Origin of the sequence: Micromonospora sp. NBC_01392 (assembly GCF_045040125.1) — a bacterium.
Classification (GTDB): domain Bacteria; phylum Actinomycetota; class Actinomycetes; order Mycobacteriales; family Micromonosporaceae; genus Micromonospora.
Genome location: NZ_CP109549.1, coordinates 1,644,466 through 1,662,906 on the forward strand (window position 1 = coordinate 1,644,466; position 18,441 = coordinate 1,662,906).

The following is an 18,441-nucleotide window of genomic DNA, read 5'->3' on the forward strand; positions in this document are numbered from 1 at the left end:
CACCGCCGTACGAAAGGGAAGTCAATGAGCGTTGAGGTTTTCTACGACGACGACGCCGACCTGGGCCTGATCCAGGGTCGCAAGGTCGCCGTGATCGGGTACGGCAGCCAGGGCCACGCGCACGCGTTGTCGCTGCGTGACTCCGGCGTCGACGTGGTGATCGGCCTGCCCGCCGGGTCGAAGAGCCGCCCCAAGGCCGAGGAGCAGGGCCTGCGGGTGCTCAGCCCGGCGGAGGCGGCGGCCGAGGCCGACGTGATCATGATCCTGGCGCCGGACACCGCGCAGCGTGGCCTCTACGCCGACGCCATCGCGCCGAACCTGGCCCCCGGCAAGGCGCTCTTCTTCGGCCACGGCTTCAACATCCGGTACGGCCTGATCACGCCGCCGGCCGACGTGGACGTGGCGATGGTCGCCCCGAAGGGTCCCGGTCACCTGGTCCGCCGCCAGTACGTCGACGGCAAGGGCGTGCCCTGCCTGGTCGCCGTCGAGCAGGACCCCAGCGGCAGCGCGTTCGCCCTGGCGCTGGCGTACGCCAAGGCGATCGGCGGCACCCGGGCCGGCGCGATCCGGACCACCTTCACCGAGGAGACCGAGACCGACCTCTTCGGCGAGCAGGCGGTGCTCTGCGGCGGCGCGGCGGCGCTGGTGCAGACCGGTTTCGAGGTGCTCACCGAGGCCGGCTACGCGCCCGAGGTGGCCTACTTCGAGTGTCTGCACGAGCTGAAGCTGATCGTCGACCTGATGTACGAGGGCGGCATCGCCCGGATGCGCTACAGCATCTCCGACACCGCCGAGTACGGCGACCTGTCCCGTGGCCCCCGGGTCGTCGACTCGCGGGTCAAGGACGAGATGCGCAAGATCCTCGGTGAGATCCAGTCCGGCGAGTTCGCCCGCGAGTGGGTGGCCGAGGACGAGGCCGGCCGGCCGAACTTCGCCAAGTGGCGGGCCGAGGGCGCGGCCCACCCGATCGAGGAGACCGGGCAGAAGCTGCGCGCCATGATGAGCTGGGTCGACCGCCCGATCACCGAGACCGCCTGACCGGACACACCGCCCGACCGGGCCCACCGTGCGACCCGCGACCCGACGCTCTCCCCGGCGTCGGGCCGCGGGTCGTCGCCGTCGGCACGTGAACCGGTGATGTCCGGCGCGTGACGAGCGCGTGTGAGGGCCCTCACCCCGTGGTCCGGGACCCGGAGGGCGGGCCGACACCTACCATCCTTGGTGTGGTGCTCCACGCGGCACCCGACGGCCATGGCACGGATCGGCGCAGGGCGCAGCGCGGCGCCCCGACGCCCCAGGCCAACCGACACCGAGCGTCTACGAGGACCGATGAATCCTGTCGTACTGATCGCCGAAGAACTCGCCCCCGCCGCCATCGAGGTGCTCGCGCACGACTTCGACGTGCGCCACGTGGACGGCACCGACCGTCCGGCCCTGCTCTCCGCGCTCTCCGAGGCCGACGCGGTGATCGTACGCAGCGCCACCCAGATCGACGCCGAGGCGGTCGCGGCGGCGCCCCGGCTGAAGGTGGTCGCCCGGGCCGGTGTCGGCCTGGACAACGTCGAGGTGCCGGCCGCCACCGCGCGTGGCGTCATGGTGGTCAACGCTCCCACCTCCAACATCGTCTCCGCCGCCGAGCAGGCGGTCGCGCTGCTGCTCGCGGTGGCCCGCAACACCGCCAGCGCCAGCGCCGCGCTCAAGGCCGGCGAGTGGAAGCGGTCGAAGTACACCGGCGTGGAGATCCAGGGCAAGACCGTGGGCGTGGTCGGCCTCGGCCGCATCGGCGTGCTGTTCGCGCAGCGCATCGCCGCGTTCGGCACCCGGCTCATCGCGTACGACCCGTACATCCAGCCGGCCCGCGCCGCGCAGCTCGGGGTGCGTCTGGTCGGCCTGGAGGAGCTGCTGCGGGAGAGCGACTTCATCTCGATCCACCTGCCGAAGACCCCGGAGACGGTGGGCCTGATCGGCGAGAAGGAACTGGCGGTGGTCAAGCCGGGCGTCCGGATCGTCAACGCCGCCCGGGGCGGGCTGGTCGACGAGCAGGCGCTCGCCGACGCGATCGCGGAGGGCCGGGTCGCCGGCGCCGGCGTCGACGTGTACGCCAAGGAGCCCTGCACCTCGTCGCCGCTGTTCGCGTTCGACAACGTGGTGGCCACCCCGCACCTGGGCGCCTCCACGAACGAGGCGCAGGACAAGGCCGGTCTGGCGGTGGCGAAGAGCGTCAAGCTCGCGCTCCAGGGCGAGTTCGTGCCGGACGCGGTGAACGTGCAGGCCGGCGGCGTGGTCGCCGAGGACGTCCGGCCGCTGCTGCCGCTGGCCGAGAAGCTGGGCCGGGCGTTCACCGCGCTGGCCGGCGGCGTGGCCGCCAGCGTCACCGTCGAGGTGCGCGGCGAGATCGCCAGCCACGACGTGTCGGTGCTCAAGCTCGCCGCCACCAAGGGGCTGTTCAGCTCCGTGGTGGAGGAGCAGGTCACCTACGTCAACGCGCCGCACCTGGCCGCCGAGCGGGGCGTCGAGGTCACGCTGGCCACGCCGACCGAGACGGTGGACCACCCCAACCTGGTGACGGTGCGCGGCGCGCTGCCGGACGGGCGGACCGTCCGGGTCTCCGGCACGGCGGTGCACACCGGCGCCCGGGACGTGCTCAAGCTGACCGAGGTGGACGGCTTCGACGTGGAGATCGGCGCGGAGGGCATCCTGGTCTTCCTGCGTTACGTCGACCGGCCCGGTGTGGTCGGCACGGTCGGCACGCTGCTCGGCGAGGCCGGCGTCAACATCGCCGCCATGCAGGTGGCCCGGCGGGAGGCCGGCGGCGAGACGTTGATGACGCTCACCGTCGACCAGGCGCTCGGCGCCGACCTGCTCACCTCCGCGGCCGACTCGATCGGTGCGGTCGCGGCCAGCGCGGCCGACCTGCGCGACGAGTAGTCCGCACCGGACGGATCGGGGCCCGGCCGCTGCGGCCGGGCCCTTCGTCGTACGGCGGACGCCGGTCGCGTCGGTCAGGACCGGACGCGGGCGGGCGGCGGGTAGACCGAGCCGTCCTGCGCGTCGAAGAGCATCAGGTCGTGTTCGCCGGCCAGCCGCTCGATGTCCAGCAGGACCTGGTCCGGGCAGGCGGGGTGCAGGTTCATCTCGACGTGGTCGGCGGCCGCGTGCAGCGGTGCGACCTCCCACGGCGTGCCCGGTCGGGCCGGCCGGTCGGGGTAGCTCGCCGTGATCGCCCGGTAGAAGCCGACCACGCGCGGGTCGGGGTGCTGCTCGCCGTGCCATCCCTCGCGGCACTGCCGCACGGCCGCTCGCACCTGCTCCGGGGTGGCCCCGTTCGGCAGGGCCCACACGCTCAGATCGAAACTCACGGCGGACAGCGTGCCATCCCGGGCGGCCCGCGTCACTTCCGCCCCGCCCCGAGGGTTCACCTGCTGATTGTCGACACCGGTCTGGTGGCGTCCGCTGTGGAGACTCTTGCGTCGAGTTGCGTCGATTCGCTAGCGTACCGGTGCGGTTTCCGGCTGAGTCGATGTCCCGGCCCGTCTTCGGGTGGCGCGGTCGGGCGTCCGGCCCGTCGGCCCGCACCCCTCGATTGCGCGAGCCACGCGCATTCGTCGCTGACCGGCCCCCACGGTCGTTGCCGAGACCGCGGGGGCCGATCGCGGTTCCACGCCCCGGATGCGAGCGGGGCGCGACCGCGCGTCAGCGGCGCTGGTGCGCGAAGAGCGCGCGGTAGTCCGAGCCGTCGCGGAACCAGGCCAGGCCGGCCGGGCCGGCGGCGTACAGGGCGGTGGCGTAGGCGTCGGCGATCGCCAGGTCCGGGCCGACCACGGTGGCGGCGACCAGTCGTTCGGTCGGCTCCCCGGTGTGCGGGTCGACGACGTGCCCCCGCCGCCCGGTGACCCCGGAGGTGCCGACCGCGCCGGCGGTCATCTCCAGCACCAGCGGCGCCCGGCGGGCCTCGGTCGGGTGGTGCACCGCGACCCGCCACGGGCCGCCGTGCGCGGCGTGGCCGCGTACCGTCAGGTCGGCGCCGCTGAGCACGGCGTAGTCGTGGATGCCGGCGGCGCGCAACCGCGCCGCGGCCCGCTCCACCGCCCAGCCGCCGAGCAGGCCGCCCGGGTCGAAGCCGCCCGGCACCGCCCAGGCGTCGAACCATCCGTCGGTCGCCGCCCGCATGCCGGCGCAGCGGTCCACCAGGTCGGCCAGCGGAGGGTACGAGTCGGGGCTGATCTCGTCGCGCCGCAGCCGCGACACCAGGCTGTCCGGCTGGTTCGGGCCGAAGGTGAGGTCGACGGCGCGCAGTTCGGCGACGGCGTCGCGGAGCGCCTCGCCGACGCCCCGGTGACCGAACCAGTCCGGCGCGTTGAGCAGCAGCGTGTACTCCGCGGTGGAGGTGCTGACGGTGTGCCGGACGCTGATCCGGTCGTAGGGGGTGGTGCCGTCGCGCTCCACCCGGTGGCTGCGGGCGCCGAGGCGCAGGTCGGGGCGGGGCTGGCGGAAGCCGGTCTGGTCGACCCAGCGGGTCCGGGGTTGTTCGTCCGCCCAGTGTGCCCGCCGCTGGTCGATCCGCATGACACCCGCCCCCTCGCTGGCCGCCGCACCGTCGCGGCGATGCCGGTGCCGGGCTCCCGTCGACCCGGTCGACTCGACCCTAAGCAGTGGAGATGACCGCACCATGAATGCCGGCTGGGAGCCTCCTGTGCATCGGGCTTCCCGGATGGTGGAAGACTCGTACCGGGAGGCGGGACGGCGACGTACCGTTGCGCAGAACGACGAGGTGAGGAGCGCCAGGTGGCACGCATCGCGGTGGTGGCCGGTGACGGCATCGGTCCCGAGGTGGTCGGGCAGGCCCGCAAGGTCCTCGACGCCGTGCTGCCCGGCATCGAGGCCACCGAGTACGACCTCGGCGCGGCGCGCTGGCACCGCAGCGGCGAGGTGCTCCCCGACAGCGTCCTCGACGAGCTGGCCGGCCACGACGCCATCCTGCTCGGCGCCGTCGGCGACCCGACCGTGCCGCCCGGCGTGCTGGAGCGCGGCCTGCTGCTCAAGCTCCGCTTCGCCTTCGACCAGTACGTGAACCTCCGGCCGTCCCGGCTCTGGCCCGGCGTGACCGGCCCGCTGGCGGCCGTCAAGCCCGGCGAGGTGGACCTCGTGGTGGTCCGCGAGGGCACCGAGGGGCTCTACGCGGGCGCCGGCGGCAGCCTGCACCGGGGCACCCCGGCCGAGGTGGCCACCGAGGAGAGCCTGAACACCCGGCACGGCGTCGAGCGGGTGATCCGGGACGCGTTCGCCCGGGCCGGCCGCCGGGAGCGGCGCAAGGTCACGCTGGTGCACAAGACCAACGTGCTCACCCACGCCGGCTCGTTGTGGTCCCGCGCCTTCGCCGAGGTGGCCGCCGAGCACCCCGACGTGACCACGGAGTACCAGCACGTCGACGCCGCCGCGATGTTCCTGGTGACGAACCCGTCCCGGTACGACGTGGTGGTGACCGACAACCTCTTCGGTGACATCCTCACCGACATCGCCGCCGCGGTGACCGGCGGCATCGGGTTGGCCGCCAGCGGCTGCATCAACCCGGAGGGGCGGTACCCGTCGATGTTCGAGCCGGTGCACGGCTCCGCGCCGGACATCGCCGGCAAGGGCGTCGCCGACCCGGTGGCCGCCGTGCTCTCCGCCGCGCTGCTGCTCGACCAGCTCGGCCACGCCGACGCCGCCGCGCGGGTCACCGCCGCGGTCGCCGCCGAGCTGTCCGGGCGTACCCCCGGCACGCCGCTGCGCACCGACGAGGTCGGCGACCGGCTCGCCGCCCACGCGGTAGCCTGACCGGGCCGATCCTGCTGGCGGCCCGGTTCCGGGCCGCCAGACCCGTTTCCGGGCCAGCTCCCCCCGATTGGCATCGTCGATGTGCGGGGCCGGAGCTATCCGCTGAACGACCGTTCGGGGTAAGTTTCTGGCACCAGTGACGTCGGTGTGCGACCCCCGCATGCCGTGGAGCCGCAGGGAGGTCAGCGCGATGAGCGGTGGTGACAAGCTCGATTTCGAGATCCGTCCGAATCCCGCGCCGGTATCCGCCGCCGACCGGGCCGCCCTGCTGGCGAACCCGGGGTTCGGCCGGGTGTTCACCGACCACATGGTCACCATCCGCTACGCCGACGGCAAGGGCTGGTACGACGCCCGGGTCGAGGCGCGCGCCCCGATCCCGATGGACCCGGCCGCCGCGGTGCTGCACTACGCGCAGGAGATCTTCGAGGGCCTGAAGGCGTACCGCACCGGTGACGGGTCGGTGACCATGTTCCGGCCGGAGGCCAACGCGGCCCGCTTCGTGGCGTCCGCCCGCCGGCTGGCCATGCCGGAGCTGTCTCCGGAGACGTTCGTGGAGTCGCTGCGCCGGCTGGTCGAGATCGACCGGGAGTGGATTCCGGAGCACGAGGACGGCAGCCTCTACCTGCGGCCGTTCATGTTCGCCAGCGAGGTCTTCCTCGGCGTGCGCCCGGCCAACGAATACCTCTACTGCGTCATCGCGTCGCCGGCCGGCGCCTACTTCGCCGGCGGGGTGAAGCCGGTGACGGTCTGGGTCTCGCCGGACTACACCCGGGCCGCGCCCGGCGGCACCGGCGCGGCCAAGTGCGGCGGCAACTACGCCGCCTCGCTGGCGGCCCAGGCCGAGGCGATCGAGGCCGGCTGCGACCAGGTGGTCTTCCTGGACGCGGTCGAGCAGCGGTTCGTCGACGAGCTGGGCGGCATGAACGTCTTCTTCGTCTACGACGACGGCACGGTCGTCACCCCGCCGCTGAGCGGCACGATCCTGCCGGGCATCACCCGCGACGCGATCCTGACGCTGGCCGCCGAGGCCGGGCACACGGTTCGGGAGAGCCCGGTCAGCTTCGCCGACTGGCAGGCGGACGCGGCCAGCGGCCGGCTGCGCGAGGTCTTCGCGTGCGGCACCGCGGCCGTGATCACCCCGATCGGCGGCGTGCGCTTCCCGGACGGCGAGTTCCTCATCGGTGGCGGCGAGCCGGGCCGCACCACCATGGCGTTGCGGCAGAAGCTGGTCGACATCCAGCGCGGCCGCACCGCCGACCCCCACCACTGGGTCACCCAGGTCCTCTGACGACCCCGGAGGCGTGATCAGGGAGTTGGCGTCCGCCCGGTCCGGCGCCGGACGCCAACTCCCTGGTCGACAAGTCACTCCAGAAGGTGGGCGCGGAGCGCTTCGAGCTGAGCCTCGGTGACGCCGGCGTGGGTCAGGTATCCCTCGACCGAGCCGTAGCCGGCGCGCAGCTCGGCGAGGAACAGCGCCATCGCCTCGGCGGGGGAGCCCAGGAACGGCGGCGGCAGCTCCTCCGCGTCCGGCATGGTGGCCCGCACCCAGGCGCTGAACCGTTCGGACGCGGCGGTGCTGAGCGCGTAGTCCGCGACGATGTCGTCGTCGGCCACGCCGAGCACGGCCAGCGTGAGCGCGCAGACGATGCCGGTGCGGTCCTTGCCGGCGACGCAGTGCACCACCACCGGGGCGTTGGCGCTGTCGGCGATCAGGCCGACCGCCTCGGCCAGCCCCGCCGTGCCGGTGCGGGCCAGGTCCGCGTACCGGTCGGCGAGGTAGCGGGCCAGGTCGACGCCGGAGGACTCGAACTGCTGGGCGGCCCAGTCCGCGTGCTCGGGATGGATGTGCCGGTAGGCGAGCCCGTCGTAGTCGGGCACCCGGCCGTCGCGCGCCACCTCGGTCGGCCGGCGCAGGTCGATCACCGTGCGGATGCCGAGCGCGGTGAACGCGGCCCGGTCGGTCTCGTCGATGCGGTGCAGCGAGTCGGAGCGGTAGAGCCGACCACGTCGGACGGCGCGCCCGTCGCGGGCGGGGTAGCCGCCGACGTCGCGGAAGTTGAACAGGGCGGGGAAGGGGGTCTCCGGGGCATCCACCCCTGACACGGTAACGGCCGGCGGTGGCATCGGTGTGCCCCCGCCGGCCGTGGCCGGTGCTGTCTCAGATCCGGGCCGGGCCGTCCGGCGGCAGCGCGGAGTAGTTCTCGCCGTAGTAGCCGCCGAGCTTGTCCCGGTAGGCCGGGTCGGCGTGGTTGCTCTCGTCGTACTCCGGGGCCGCCTTGATCTGGTCCTTGTCCCGGTCGACGAAGACCTTCCGGTCGTCGTGGTCGACGCGGTTCACCGTGCCGGCCGGGAGCATGACCTTCTTGCCGAAGATCCACGGGCCGGTGTCGACCACCAGGTAGCTGTCGTCGACCTCGTGGCTCGCCTTGTCGATCTTGCCGATGCTGCCGTCGGTGGCCTCGACCTTGTAGCCGGTGAGGTCGGCGCTGGCCACGCCGGCCTCGTCGCGGTAACGCCAGGGGTCGAACGCACCGGCGGGCGCGCCGCCGGCGTAGGCGCCCTGGCCGCCGTCGGCGACCGGCTCGGTGGTGCCGTGCGTGGTGTGCGGGTCGAGCCTGTCCATAGGGGTGACTCCTGTCCCGGCCTGCCGGCCGTCATGGGAGTGAATGTGTCGTTGCTGAGCCGGTTCATACCCGTTGGCCGGCTTTTCAATCCTTGCCCGCATCCCGGAATGTGGATTACCCCTCCCAACACGCGGCGGAGGTGGCAGAGTACCGGTCGTGACCAGCTCCGTCCTGATCATTAGCAGCTAGCGCGCCGGCCTTCCCTCGCCGAGCGCGCCGACCTCCCGCATTTCGCGGGGGGTCTTTTTGTTGCTCGCCCCAGGCACGAGAAGAGGACTCCGATGACCTTCCAGGTGTACGACACGACGCTGCGCGACGGCGCCCAGCGTGAAGGGCTCAGCTACTCGGTGGTCGACAAGCTGGCGGTGGCCCGCCTGCTCGACGACCTCGGAGTCGGCTTCATCGAGGGCGGCTGGCCGGGCGCGGTGCCCAAGGACACCGAGTTCTTCCGCCGGGCCCGCACGGAGCTGGACCTGCGGCACGCCGTCCTGGTCGCGTTCGGCGCCACCCGCAAGGCCGGCCTGGCGGTCTCCGACGACCCGCAGGTGCGCGGGCTGCTCGACGCGGGGACCCCGGCCGTGGCGCTGGTCGCCAAGGCGGACCTGCGGCACGTCGAGCGCGCGCTGCGCACCACCGCCGAGGAGAACCTGGCGATGGTCCGGGACACCGTCACGTACCTGGTGGCGCAGGGGCGGCGGGTGTTCGTCGACGGGGAGCACACGTTCGACGGCTTCCGCCACGACCCCGGCTACACCGCCGCCGTGGTGGCGACCGCGATGGCCGCCGGCGCCGAGCGGTTCGTGCTCTGCGACACCAACGGTGGCATGCTGCCCTCCCAGGTCACCGCCGCGATCGAGGACCTGGTCGCGCGGACCGGCGTGGCACCGGAGCGGCTGGGCATGCACGCCCAGAACGACACCGCCTGCGCGGTGGCGAACACGATCGCCGCGGTCGAGGCCGGCGTCCGGCACGTGCAGGGCACCGCCAACGGGTACGGCGAGCGCCCCGGCAACGCGGACCTGTTCGCGATCGTCGCCAACCTCCAGCTCAAGCTCGGCATGCCCGTCCTACCGGAGGGCTGCCTGGAACAGATGGTGCGGGTCTCGCACGCCGTCGCCGAGATCGCCAACATCGCCCCCGACACCCACCAGGCCTACGTCGGGGCCGCCGCCTTCGCCCACAAGGCGGGGCTGCACGCGAGCGCGATCAAGGTCGACCCGTTGCTCTACAACCACGTGGACCCCGCCGTGGTGGGCAACGACATGCGGATCCTGGTGACCGAGATGGCCGGCCGGGCCAGCATCGAGCTCAAGAGCCGCGAGCTGGGTCTGGACCTGGCCGGCCATCCGGAGGCGCTCTCCCGGGTCACCGGCCGGGTCAAGGAGCTGGAGGCCGGCGGCTGGTCGTTCGAGGCCGCCGACGCCTCGTTCGAGCTGCTGGTCCGCTCCGAGCTGCCGGACGCCGCGCCGGCCCGGCCGTTCGCGCTGGAGTCGTACCGGGTGCTTGTCGAGCACCGCGAGGACGGCGCGGTGGTCTCCGAGGCGACCGTCAAGATCCGGGTACGCGGCGAGCGGGTCATCGCCACCGCGGAGGGCAACGGCCCGGTCAACGCGCTCGACGAGGCGCTGCGGTCCGGGCTGGCCCGGCACTACCCGGAGCTGCGGGAGTTCGAGCTGGCCGACTACAAGGTGCGCATCCTGGAGGGAAGCCACGGCACCGGCGCGGTGACCCGGGTGCTGGTGGAGACCGCCGGCGCGGGCCGGGACTGGACCACGGTCGGCGTGCACCCCAACGTGGTGGAGGCGAGCTGGCACGCGCTCGTCGACGCGCTCACCTACGGCCTGGACAAGGCGGGGGCCCGGCTGAACGCCTGAGGCGGGGGACCGCGCCCCGCTCACGCCGCCGGCAGGCGCAGCTCGGCCAGCACCGCCCGGTGGTCGCTGCCCGGCACCGGCCAGACGTCGACGGCGCGGACCGCGATGCGCCGGTCGACCAGCACGTGGTCGATGGTGACCGGCGGGATCGGGTCGCCGTCGTACGGGCCCCAGGTGCCGGCGAGCCCGGCCCCGACCGCGTCGGCGGCGTCGGTGTAGCCGGTCGCGATCAGGCGGCGCACGGTGGCGTGGTCAAGCGTGGCGTTGAAGTCGCCGGCCAGCACGCTGAGCCCGGCGGTCGGGGTGGCCGGTGGCTGGGCGCGCTGGTCGGTCCACCACTGCGGCACCGCGTCGAGGATGTACGGCGCGCCCGGGTGCGCCGACTCCACCCGCAGCGGCGGCGCGCCCGGCACCGTCAGCGTGGCGTACGCCTGGGTGAGGAAATATCGCCGATGGCGTCGGTAGCCGGGGTCGTGCAGCGGATGGCGGGCGTACAGGCCGGAGCCGGTGGAGCCCACCTCCGGGCTCAGCGACCGGTACGGCAGCAGCTCGGCCAGGCCGAGCCGGTCCAGGTCGGCGGCGAGCTGCGGGCTGAGCTCCTGCACGGTGAGCACGTCCACCCGGTGCGCGCGGACCAGGGCCACCAGCCGGGCCGGGTCGGCCGAACCCAGGCGCAGGTTGGCGGTGAGCAGCCGCAGCGTCGGTCCGTCGGCGGGCGGCTGGTCGTCGGCGACCGCCCGCGGCGCCACGGCGCCGACCAGCGCCAGCGTGGCGAGCGCCGCGACCACCGCGGGCGCGCGGCGCCGCAGCGCGAGCGCCAGCCCCGCGACCACCGGCGCCACCGCGGCGACGTACGGCGTGAAGGCGGTCGTCAGCACCAGCGGGCCGCGTTCCAGCCCGGCCAGCCGCAGCACCGCCCAGGCGGCCACCGACGCGACCGCCAGCCAGCACGCCACCGTCGCCCACCGGCTGCGTCGGGTGCCGTCGCGCGGGGGAGCGTCCATGGTGATCACGGCGGTGAGCGTACCGGCGGACGGGTCGGTCCGGTGTCCCGCGAAGCAATTTCGTGAATGGTCGAGCGTTGTCTTCTCACAATTTCCGGACGGCTTTCGAGGCGCGTCGGACACGCGATTAACGCTATTGACCGCCCCATTTTCCGGTGTTAGGTTCCACCTGGTTGAGACATCCCGATGCTCCGTAGTAAGCCCAGCTCAGCGGCCGTGCTCTCCACTGCGGGAACCCGATGTCCCGCAATTGCTCGCGCCGTTTCATCACCACGGTCAAAAGAGGGAGATCAGTCATGGCTACATTCTTCAAGCGAAAGGCGACGGTGGTGGCGCTCGCCGCGCTCGCCCTCACCGTGGCCGGTGGCGGGATCGCGGTCGCCGCCCAGCCGGAGCCGAAGGCCGGCCAGCCCACCCAATCCGCCGGGCAGCAGCCGGAGGTCAGCCCCGCCGAGCGGCAGGCCGCCCGGTCCGCCATGCGCGCCACGCTGGCCCCGCCGGCTCCCGGGCAGGTCGCCTGGGCGGTGGTGTCGTCCACCGGCGTGCTGCTCCAGCACTCCGGCAACGTGGTCTCCGCGTTCCGGTTCCCGCCCGGGCCGGGCGTGTCGCCGGGGCAGTTCCAGGTGCTGCTCGACTACGACGTGAGCCAGAAGGCGTACGTGGCGACCGTCGGCACCAACGACTCGGCGAACGTCCCGCCGGCCGGCGAGGTGTCCGTCGCGCCGCGGCTGCTGACGCCGAACGGGGTCTTCGTGCAGACCCGCAACTCCGTCGGCATCTTCTCGCCGCGGCCGTTCCACCTCGTGGTCACCAACTGACCCGCCCCGCCGGACATCGGCCCCCGCCACGGCGGGGGCCGATGTCGCGCTCTGTCCCGGTCCGGGGCTCCGGACGCCGCTTCGCGCCGTTCCCGCCCGGTCGGGGAGGTCCTCCCGGTCCGGCCCGGACCGGACCGGCCTGGGCCGGATAATCCGACGTTTGTCGGCCGTCCGGCCCGGGAAGCAAGCACCGTGACGGACATCTCGGACACCCTGGCCAGCGTGCCCAGCCCGGTCGATGCGGACGCGAGCGGCGTCGAGCTGGACCAGACCCTCTTCGAGGTCAAACGCGTGATCGTCGGGCAGGATCGGCTCGTCGACCGCCTGCTCACCGCGCTCGTCGCCGACGGTCACTGCCTGCTGGAGGGCGTGCCGGGAGTGGCCAAGACGCTGGCCGCGCAGACACTCGCCACAGTGGTCGGCGGCACGTTCTCCCGGATCCAGTTCACGCCCGACCTGGTCCCGTCGGACATCGTCGGCACCCGGATCTACCGGGCCTCCACCGAGGCGTTCGACGTGGAGCTGGGCCCGATCATGGCGAACCTGGTGCTCGCCGACGAGATCAACCGCGCCCCGGCCAAGGTGCAGTCCGCGTTGCTGGAGGCGATGGCCGAGCGGCAGGTCTCCATCGCCGGACGGAGCTGGCCGGTGCCCGACCCGTTCCTGGTGCTGGCCACGCAGAACCCGATCGAGTCGGAGGGCGTCTACCAACTGCCCGAGGCGCAGCGCGACCGGTTCCTCATGAAGGTCGTGGTCGACTACCCGAGCGACGCCGACGAGCTGGCCATCCTCTACCGGATGAGCACCGAGCGACCCACCGCGCGCCCGGTGCTGGACCCGGTCCGGCTGCGCGAGCTGCAACGCCGCGCCGCCGACGTCTTCGTCCACCACGCGCTCGCCGAGTACGTGGTCCGGCTCATCCTCGCCACCCGGGACCCGGGCCGCTTCGGCCTGCCCGACGTCGCGCCGCTGCTGGCGTACGGGGCCAGCCCCCGGGCCACGCTCGGCCTGGTCGCCGCCGCCCGCGCGCACGCGCTGATCCACCGCCGGGACTACGTGCTCCCCGAGGACATCCGGGACCTGGCGGTGGACGTGCTGGCGCACCGGCTGGTGCTCTCCTTCGACGCGGTGGCCGACGGGGTCACCGGCGAGGAGTTGGTGCGCCGGCTGGTCGAGGCGGTGCCCCCGCCCCGGCTGGTGACCGGACCCGCGCCGGCGGCGGCGGACCTGGCGGCGGCGTGACCCGCCGCACCGCTCCCGCGCCGGCCGGTCCCGGCCTCGCCGACCTCGCTCCCGACCAGCGGCTGCGCCGGTTGGAGCTGACCGTGACCCGGCGGCTCGACGGCCTGCTGCACGGCCGGTACCGGGGCCTGCTGCCCGGCCCCGGCAGCGAGGCGGCCGGCAGCCGCGAGTACCGCCCCGGCGAGGACGAGGTACGCCGGATGGACTGGGCGGTCACCGCCCGCACCACCGTCCCGCACGTGCGGGAGGTCGACGCCGACCGGGAGTTGACCACCTGGCTGCTCGTCGACGCCAGCCCCAGCATGGAGTACGGCACGTCCACACTTGACAAACGCGAACTGGCGGTGGCGGCGGTGGCCTGCGTCGGCTTCCTCACCGCCGGCGTCGGCAACCGGCTCGGCGCCCAGGTGCTCGCCCCGGACGGGCTGCGCCGGTTCCCGCCCCGCAGCGGTCGGACCCATCTGCTCGGGCTGCTCCGCGCGTTGCTCGACGCCCCGCGTACCGGTGAGCGGCCGGCCGCGCGCGCGGCCGGACGGGCCGACGGTGGCTCCGACGCCCCGACGCCGGGCCTGGCCGACGGTCTGGTCGGGGTGCAGCGCGTCGCCACCTCGCGCGGGTTGGTGGTGGTGGTCTCCGACTTCCTCGACGACCTGCCGGACGACCCGGACGCGACCCCGCCGTGGGCGACCGCGCTGCGCCGGCTGGCGGTCCGGCACCAGGTGCTCGCCGTGGAGGTGACCGACCCGCGCGAGCTGGAGCTGCCCGACGTCGGGCTGATCACCCTGGTCGACCCGGAGAGCGGGCGGCACCGCGAGGTGTGGACCGGCGACCCGGTGCTGCGCGAGCGGTACGCGCGCGCCGCCGCCGGGCAGCGCGACCAGGTGCGTCGGGCCCTGCGCCGGGCCGGCGCCACCCACCTGACGCTGCGCACCGACCGGGACTGGTGCGCGGACGTGGTCCGGCACGTGCACGAGCAGCGTCGGCTGGCCACCGCGCCGGCCGCCGCCCGGGGCGGTGCGGCATGAGTTGGCAGTCACCCGCGCGCCTCTGGCTGCTGCTCCTGGTCGCCGCGTTGGTCGCCGGCTACCTGGTGCGCCAGCGCCGGCAGAGCCGGTACGCGGTCCGCTTCACCAACCTGCGCCTGCTGGACCGGGTCGCGCCGCGCCGGCCGGCCTGGCGCCGGCACGTGCCGGCGGGGCTCTTCCTCGCCATGCTGGCGTTGCTGGTGGTCGGATTCGCCCGGCCCGAGGCGGAGGTGCGGGTGCCCCGGGAACGGGCCACCGTGATGGTCGCGGTGGACGTCTCCACCTCGATGCTCGCCGGTGACGTGGACCCGGACCGGCTCACCGCGGCCAAGGAAGCCGGCCGGAAGTTCGTCGACGGGCTGCCGGACGAGTTCAACGTCGGCCTGGTCGCGTTCGCCGGCAGCGCGGCGGTGCTGGTGCCGCCGAGCACCGACCGGGAGGCGCTGCACGAGGGGATCCAGCGGCTCGCCGAGGGGATCACCGGCGTGCAGGGCACCGCCATCGGCGAGGCGATCAGCACCTCGCTCGGCGCGGTGAAGAGCCTGGACGCCAGCGCCGCCAAGAACCCGCCGCCGGCCCGGATCATCATCCTCTCCGACGGCGCGAACACCTCCGGGACGGACCCGATGGAGGCCGCGGACCAGGCGGTGGCCGCCAAGGTGCCGGTGCACACCATCTCGTTCGGCACGCCCGGCGGGTCGGTGGACCGGGGCGGCCGGGCGATCCAGGTGCCGGTGGACGGGCAGACGCTCAAGGCGGTCGCCGAGGCGACCGGCGGCGGCTTCCACGAGGCGTCGACCAGCCGCGAGCTGAAGGACGTCTACGAGGACATCGGCACCTCGGTCGGCTACCGCACCCAACGGCAGGACATCTCGGCCCGCTTCATCGGGTTCGGGCTGGTCCTGGCCATGGGCGCCGCCGCCGGCTCGCTGCGGTGGTTCTCCCGGCTGCCCTGACCCGCACACATCCGGACCGGACGACGCACGACACGTGAGGAGCCAGGCATGGCAGTGCAGACCGGACTCGGCGAGCCGCGCGGCCCGTGGTTCGTCTCCCCGGAGCTGGACCCGGACGGACGCGGTCCCGACGGCGTACCCGGATCCGCCCGGCCGGCGGGGCGACGGAGCTGGTCGGGCCGGCTGTTGAGCGCGGCGGCGGTGGTGGCGCTCTCCACCGTCTCCGGCGCGGCGGCCGGCACCTGGGCGGCCGACCGGGGCGCACCCGGCCCGTCCGCGGCCTCCGCCGCGCCGGTGCCGGCCGAACTGGTCACCGCCGCCGGCAAGACGGTGCCCGGGGTGGTGTCGGTGATGGTCGGCGGGAAGTCCGGCGCGGGAGCGTCCGGCTCCGGCTTCGCCATCGACAACGAGCAGCACATCGTCACCAACGACCACATCCTGGCCCGGGGCGGCGCCGGCCCGGTGACGGTGGAGACCTCGGACGGGCGCCGGATCGCCGCCGAGGTGGTGGGCCGGGCGCCGGACAGCGACCTGGCCGTGCTCAAGGTGCCCGCGTCGGCCGGGTTGCCGCCGCTGCCGCTGGCGAAGCCGAACGGGACCCGGGTGGGCGAGCCGGTGCTCGCGGTCGGTTCGCCGCTCGGGCTCGCCGGCACGGTCACCGCCGGTATCGTCAGCGCGCTCAACCGGCAGGTCCGGATCGGCAACGGCCGGCACACCGCGGTGCAGACGGATGCCTCCATCAACCCGGGCAACTCCGGCGGGCCGCTGGTGAACGCGCGCGGGGAGGTGGTCGGCGTGAACACCGCCATCGCCACCATCGACGGGAACGGCTCGATCGGCATCGGCTTCGCCATCCCGATCGACCAGGTGCAGCAGACCGCCGACACGATCATCGGCCGGGGCGGCTGAGCTGCGCGGACAAGCCGGAACTGTCGGATATCCGGCGTGGGACCATCGGGCCATGGAAATATTACGCTGAGTATGGATACTGGCGGAGGTGGAGCAAGCTGTCATCGCGGCCCTCCTCCTGGTGGGCCTGGTCATCGGCGCCGGAGTCGGCGCGTCGTACGCCCGTGCCAAGCGCGGCTGGAAGGACTACCGGACGGTCCGTACCAGCGTGCCGGGCGCGCGGCGCAACGCCTGGGCGGCGATTCGCGGCGTGGCCGTCAAGCTGGCCGTGATCGCCCTGCTGCTGGTCGGCGCCGCCGCGTACGCGGCGTCCGGCGCCGGTCAGGAGCGGGCCGGTCCGGCCCCGACCGGCACCCCGACCCCGAGCCACCGTCCGGGGCGCTAGCCTCGGGGCGTGGACGACGGACTGCGGGTGACCGACCGGCTCGTGGTGCCCGCCGCCGAGCTGCGCGAGCGGTTCTCCCGGTCGTCCGGGCCGGGCGGGCAGGGCGTCAACACCACCGACTCCCGGGTGGAGTTGAGCTTCGACCTGGCCGGCTCGCCCAGCGTGCCGCCCGCGCTGCGGGAGCGGGCCCTGGGCCGGCTCGCCGGCCGACTGGTCGACGGCGTGCTGACGGTCACCGCCAGCGAGCACCGCGCCCAGTTGGCCAACCGGGAGGCGGCCCGGGAGCGGATGACCGCGCTGCTGCGCGAGGCGGTCGCCCCGCCGCCCAAGCCGCGCCGGCCGACCCGTCCGTCCCGGGGCGCGAAGGAACGCCGGCTGGCCGAGAAGAAGCGGCAGTCCCAGCGCAAGCGCGACCGCCGGGTGGACGGCGACTGACCGCCCGCCCTGTCCGGCCACCCCGGGGGTTGAAACGCAGGCGTCGAAGCGCTTCAATGCGTACGGGAGCGTCAGGGCCGTCACCGACCATCGTCACGTGACAGGAGTCCCGTACGCATGTCCCGAACCCGCCTGCGCGCCGCGCTGACCGCGGTCGCCGCGCTGCTGCCCGTCCTCGCCCTCGGCCTCACCCTCGTCTCCGTCACCCCACCGGCCGCCGCCGCGGCCGTCGCCCCGATCCGGGTCATGCCGCTCGGCGACTCGATCACCGGGTCGCCCGGCTGCTGGCGGGCCGTGCTCTGGAACCGCCTCCAGTCCACCGGCTACACCGACGTCGACTTCGTCGGCACGCTCGGCCCCCAGGGCTGCGGCGTGCCCTACGACGGCGACAACGAGGGGCACGGCGGCTACCTGGCGACCAACATCGCCAACCAGAACCTGCTGCCGGGCTGGCTCGCCGCCACCCACCCCGACGTGGTGCTCATGCACCTCGGCACCAACGACGTGTGGAGCAACATCGCGCCCAGCACCATCCTGGCCGCGTACTCGAAGCTGGTGGACCAGATGCGGGCCGCCAACCCGGCCACCAGGGTGCTGGTCGCGAAGATCATCCCGATGAACCCGGCGAGCTGCCCGGAGTGCGGGCAGCGGACCGTGGCGCTGAACGCCGCCATCGACGGCTGGGTGGCGGGGAAGACCACCGCCGCCTCGCCGATCGTGGTGGTCGACCAGTGGACCGGCTTCAACACCGCCACCGACACGTACGACGGGGTGCACCCCAACGCCGCCGGTGACCAGAAGATGTCCGACCGGTGGTACCCGGCGCTGACCGCCGCGCTGCGCGGGACCACCTCGCCGACCCCGACCCCGACCCCGACCAGCTCGCCGACGCCCAGCCAGACGCCGACCGGGCCCACGCACCCGACCGACAGCCCGTCGCCGACGCCCACGGTCGGCGGCTGCACGGCCACCTGGCGCATCGCCGGTCAGTGGCCGGGCGGCTTCCAGGCCGAGGTGACGGTCCGCAACACCGGCGCCGTGTCGATCCCCTCCTGGGTGGTCCGCTTCGCGCTCACCGGCGGCCAGCAGATCACCCAGGCGTGGAGCGCCCAGGTGGCGCAGGGCGGGACCGCGGTGACCGCCCGGAGCGCGACCTGGAACGGCGCGCTCGCCCCGGGCGCCGAGGCCACGTTCGGCCTGCTGGCCAACGGCGCCGTCCCGAACCCGCCGCCGCTGCCGGCCTGCACGCTGGGCTGACGGTCGTGGTTCGCCTCGCTGATCACCCGGAGTGACGGGGAGGAGAAGCGCATTGCGTGGCGTTCGTATACCTCCTGGGCATATTTATGACCAGG

18 protein-coding genes are annotated in these 18,441 nt (G+C 74.0%); 13 read left to right on the forward strand and 5 right to left on the reverse strand.

The annotated features are described in order from the left end of the window. The first annotated feature begins 24 nt into the window (after nucleotides 1-24). Complete coding sequence (ilvC, locus tag OG767_RS07705) at nucleotides 25-1,038, forward strand: ketol-acid reductoisomerase (protein WP_405092793.1); 1,014 nt, start codon at nucleotides 25-27, stop codon at nucleotides 1,036-1,038. A gap of 291 nt (nucleotides 1,039-1,329) precedes the next feature. Further along, nucleotides 1,330-2,928, forward strand: a complete 1,599-nt coding sequence (gene serA / locus OG767_RS07710) for a phosphoglycerate dehydrogenase (RefSeq protein ID WP_107156162.1) — start codon at nucleotides 1,330-1,332, stop codon at nucleotides 2,926-2,928. Nucleotides 2,929-3,002: 74 nt separating this feature from the next. Here the strand turns inward: serA and OG767_RS07715 are convergent, their stop codons facing one another. Beyond that, nucleotides 3,003-3,359, reverse strand: coding sequence for a hypothetical protein (locus OG767_RS07715; protein WP_199199609.1), 357 nt, complete (start codon nucleotides 3,357-3,359; stop codon nucleotides 3,003-3,005). Nucleotides 3,360-3,693: 334 nt separating this feature from the next. Continuing rightward, on the reverse strand, nucleotides 3,694-4,566 hold the full coding sequence (locus OG767_RS07720) for an FAD:protein FMN transferase (RefSeq protein ID WP_405092794.1): 873 nt from the start codon (nucleotides 4,564-4,566) through the stop codon (nucleotides 3,694-3,696). Nucleotides 4,567-4,785: 219 nt separating this feature from the next. On the opposite strand from OG767_RS07720, the gene OG767_RS07725 reads away from it, so the two are divergent. Next, nucleotides 4,786-5,817: a 3-isopropylmalate dehydrogenase gene (locus OG767_RS07725; RefSeq protein ID WP_405092795.1), complete on the forward strand. Its 1,032-nt coding sequence runs from the start codon at nucleotides 4,786-4,788 to the stop codon at nucleotides 5,815-5,817. 190 nt (nucleotides 5,818-6,007) lie between these two features. After that, entirely contained in the window at nucleotides 6,008-7,105 is a 1,098-nt protein-coding gene (locus tag OG767_RS07730; RefSeq protein WP_405092796.1) for a branched-chain amino acid aminotransferase, read from the forward strand. Nucleotides 7,106-7,179: 74 nt separating this feature from the next. On the opposite strand, the gene OG767_RS07735 is transcribed toward OG767_RS07730, so the two are convergent. Next, nucleotides 7,180-7,911: a tyrosine-protein phosphatase gene (locus OG767_RS07735; protein ID WP_405092797.1), complete on the reverse strand. Its 732-nt coding sequence runs from the start codon at nucleotides 7,909-7,911 to the stop codon at nucleotides 7,180-7,182. Nucleotides 7,912-7,975: 64 nt separating this feature from the next. Then, nucleotides 7,976-8,440: a PRC-barrel domain-containing protein gene (locus tag OG767_RS07740; RefSeq protein ID WP_107156156.1), complete on the reverse strand. Its 465-nt coding sequence runs from the start codon at nucleotides 8,438-8,440 to the stop codon at nucleotides 7,976-7,978. 282 nt (nucleotides 8,441-8,722) lie between these two features. On the opposite strand from OG767_RS07740, the gene cimA reads away from it, so the two are divergent. Beyond that, nucleotides 8,723-10,315, forward strand: a complete 1,593-nt coding sequence (gene cimA, locus OG767_RS07745; RefSeq protein WP_405092798.1) for a citramalate synthase — start codon at nucleotides 8,723-8,725, stop codon at nucleotides 10,313-10,315. Nucleotides 10,316-10,335: 20 nt separating this feature from the next. Here the strand turns inward: cimA and OG767_RS07750 are convergent, their stop codons facing one another. Beyond that, a complete protein-coding gene (locus OG767_RS07750) occupies nucleotides 10,336-11,319 on the reverse strand; it encodes an endonuclease/exonuclease/phosphatase family protein (protein ID WP_405094155.1) in 984 nt (327 codons plus the stop codon). A 296-nt stretch (nucleotides 11,320-11,615) separates the two neighbouring features. Between OG767_RS07750 and OG767_RS07755 the strand changes: the two genes are divergently transcribed. From OG767_RS07755 to OG767_RS07790, 8 genes are all read left to right on the forward strand, one after another. Further along, the gene (locus OG767_RS07755) at nucleotides 11,616-12,137 is read left to right on the forward strand and encodes a hypothetical protein (protein ID WP_405092799.1); all 522 of its coding nucleotides are present in this window, start codon (nucleotides 11,616-11,618) and stop codon (nucleotides 12,135-12,137) included. A 192-nt stretch (nucleotides 12,138-12,329) separates the two neighbouring features. Next, nucleotides 12,330-13,379, forward strand: coding sequence for an AAA family ATPase (locus OG767_RS07760; RefSeq protein WP_405092800.1), 1,050 nt, complete (start codon nucleotides 12,330-12,332; stop codon nucleotides 13,377-13,379). Continuing rightward, entirely contained in the window at nucleotides 13,376-14,404 is a 1,029-nt protein-coding gene (locus tag OG767_RS07765; protein ID WP_405092801.1) for a DUF58 domain-containing protein, read from the forward strand. The genes OG767_RS07760 and OG767_RS07765 overlap by 4 nt, the downstream gene beginning before the upstream one ends. Beyond that, nucleotides 14,401-15,360, forward strand: a complete 960-nt coding sequence (locus OG767_RS07770) for a VWA domain-containing protein (protein WP_405092802.1) — start codon at nucleotides 14,401-14,403, stop codon at nucleotides 15,358-15,360. Before OG767_RS07765 ends, OG767_RS07770 begins: the two co-directional genes overlap by 4 nt. A 48-nt stretch (nucleotides 15,361-15,408) precedes the next feature. Continuing rightward, on the forward strand, nucleotides 15,409-16,269 hold the full coding sequence (locus OG767_RS07775; protein WP_405092803.1) for a S1C family serine protease: 861 nt from the start codon (nucleotides 15,409-15,411) through the stop codon (nucleotides 16,267-16,269). 88 nt (nucleotides 16,270-16,357) lie between these two features. Further along, nucleotides 16,358-16,654: a hypothetical protein gene (locus OG767_RS07780; RefSeq protein WP_405092804.1), complete on the forward strand. Its 297-nt coding sequence runs from the start codon at nucleotides 16,358-16,360 to the stop codon at nucleotides 16,652-16,654. Between the two features lie 9 nt (nucleotides 16,655-16,663). Further along, entirely contained in the window at nucleotides 16,664-17,089 is a 426-nt protein-coding gene (gene arfB / locus OG767_RS07785) for an alternative ribosome rescue aminoacyl-tRNA hydrolase ArfB (protein ID WP_107156148.1), read from the forward strand. A gap of 117 nt (nucleotides 17,090-17,206) precedes the next feature. Beyond that, the gene (locus tag OG767_RS07790; protein WP_405092805.1) at nucleotides 17,207-18,346 is read left to right on the forward strand and encodes a cellulose binding domain-containing protein; all 1,140 of its coding nucleotides are present in this window, start codon (nucleotides 17,207-17,209) and stop codon (nucleotides 18,344-18,346) included. The last annotated feature ends 95 nt before the right edge of the window (nucleotides 18,347-18,441 follow it).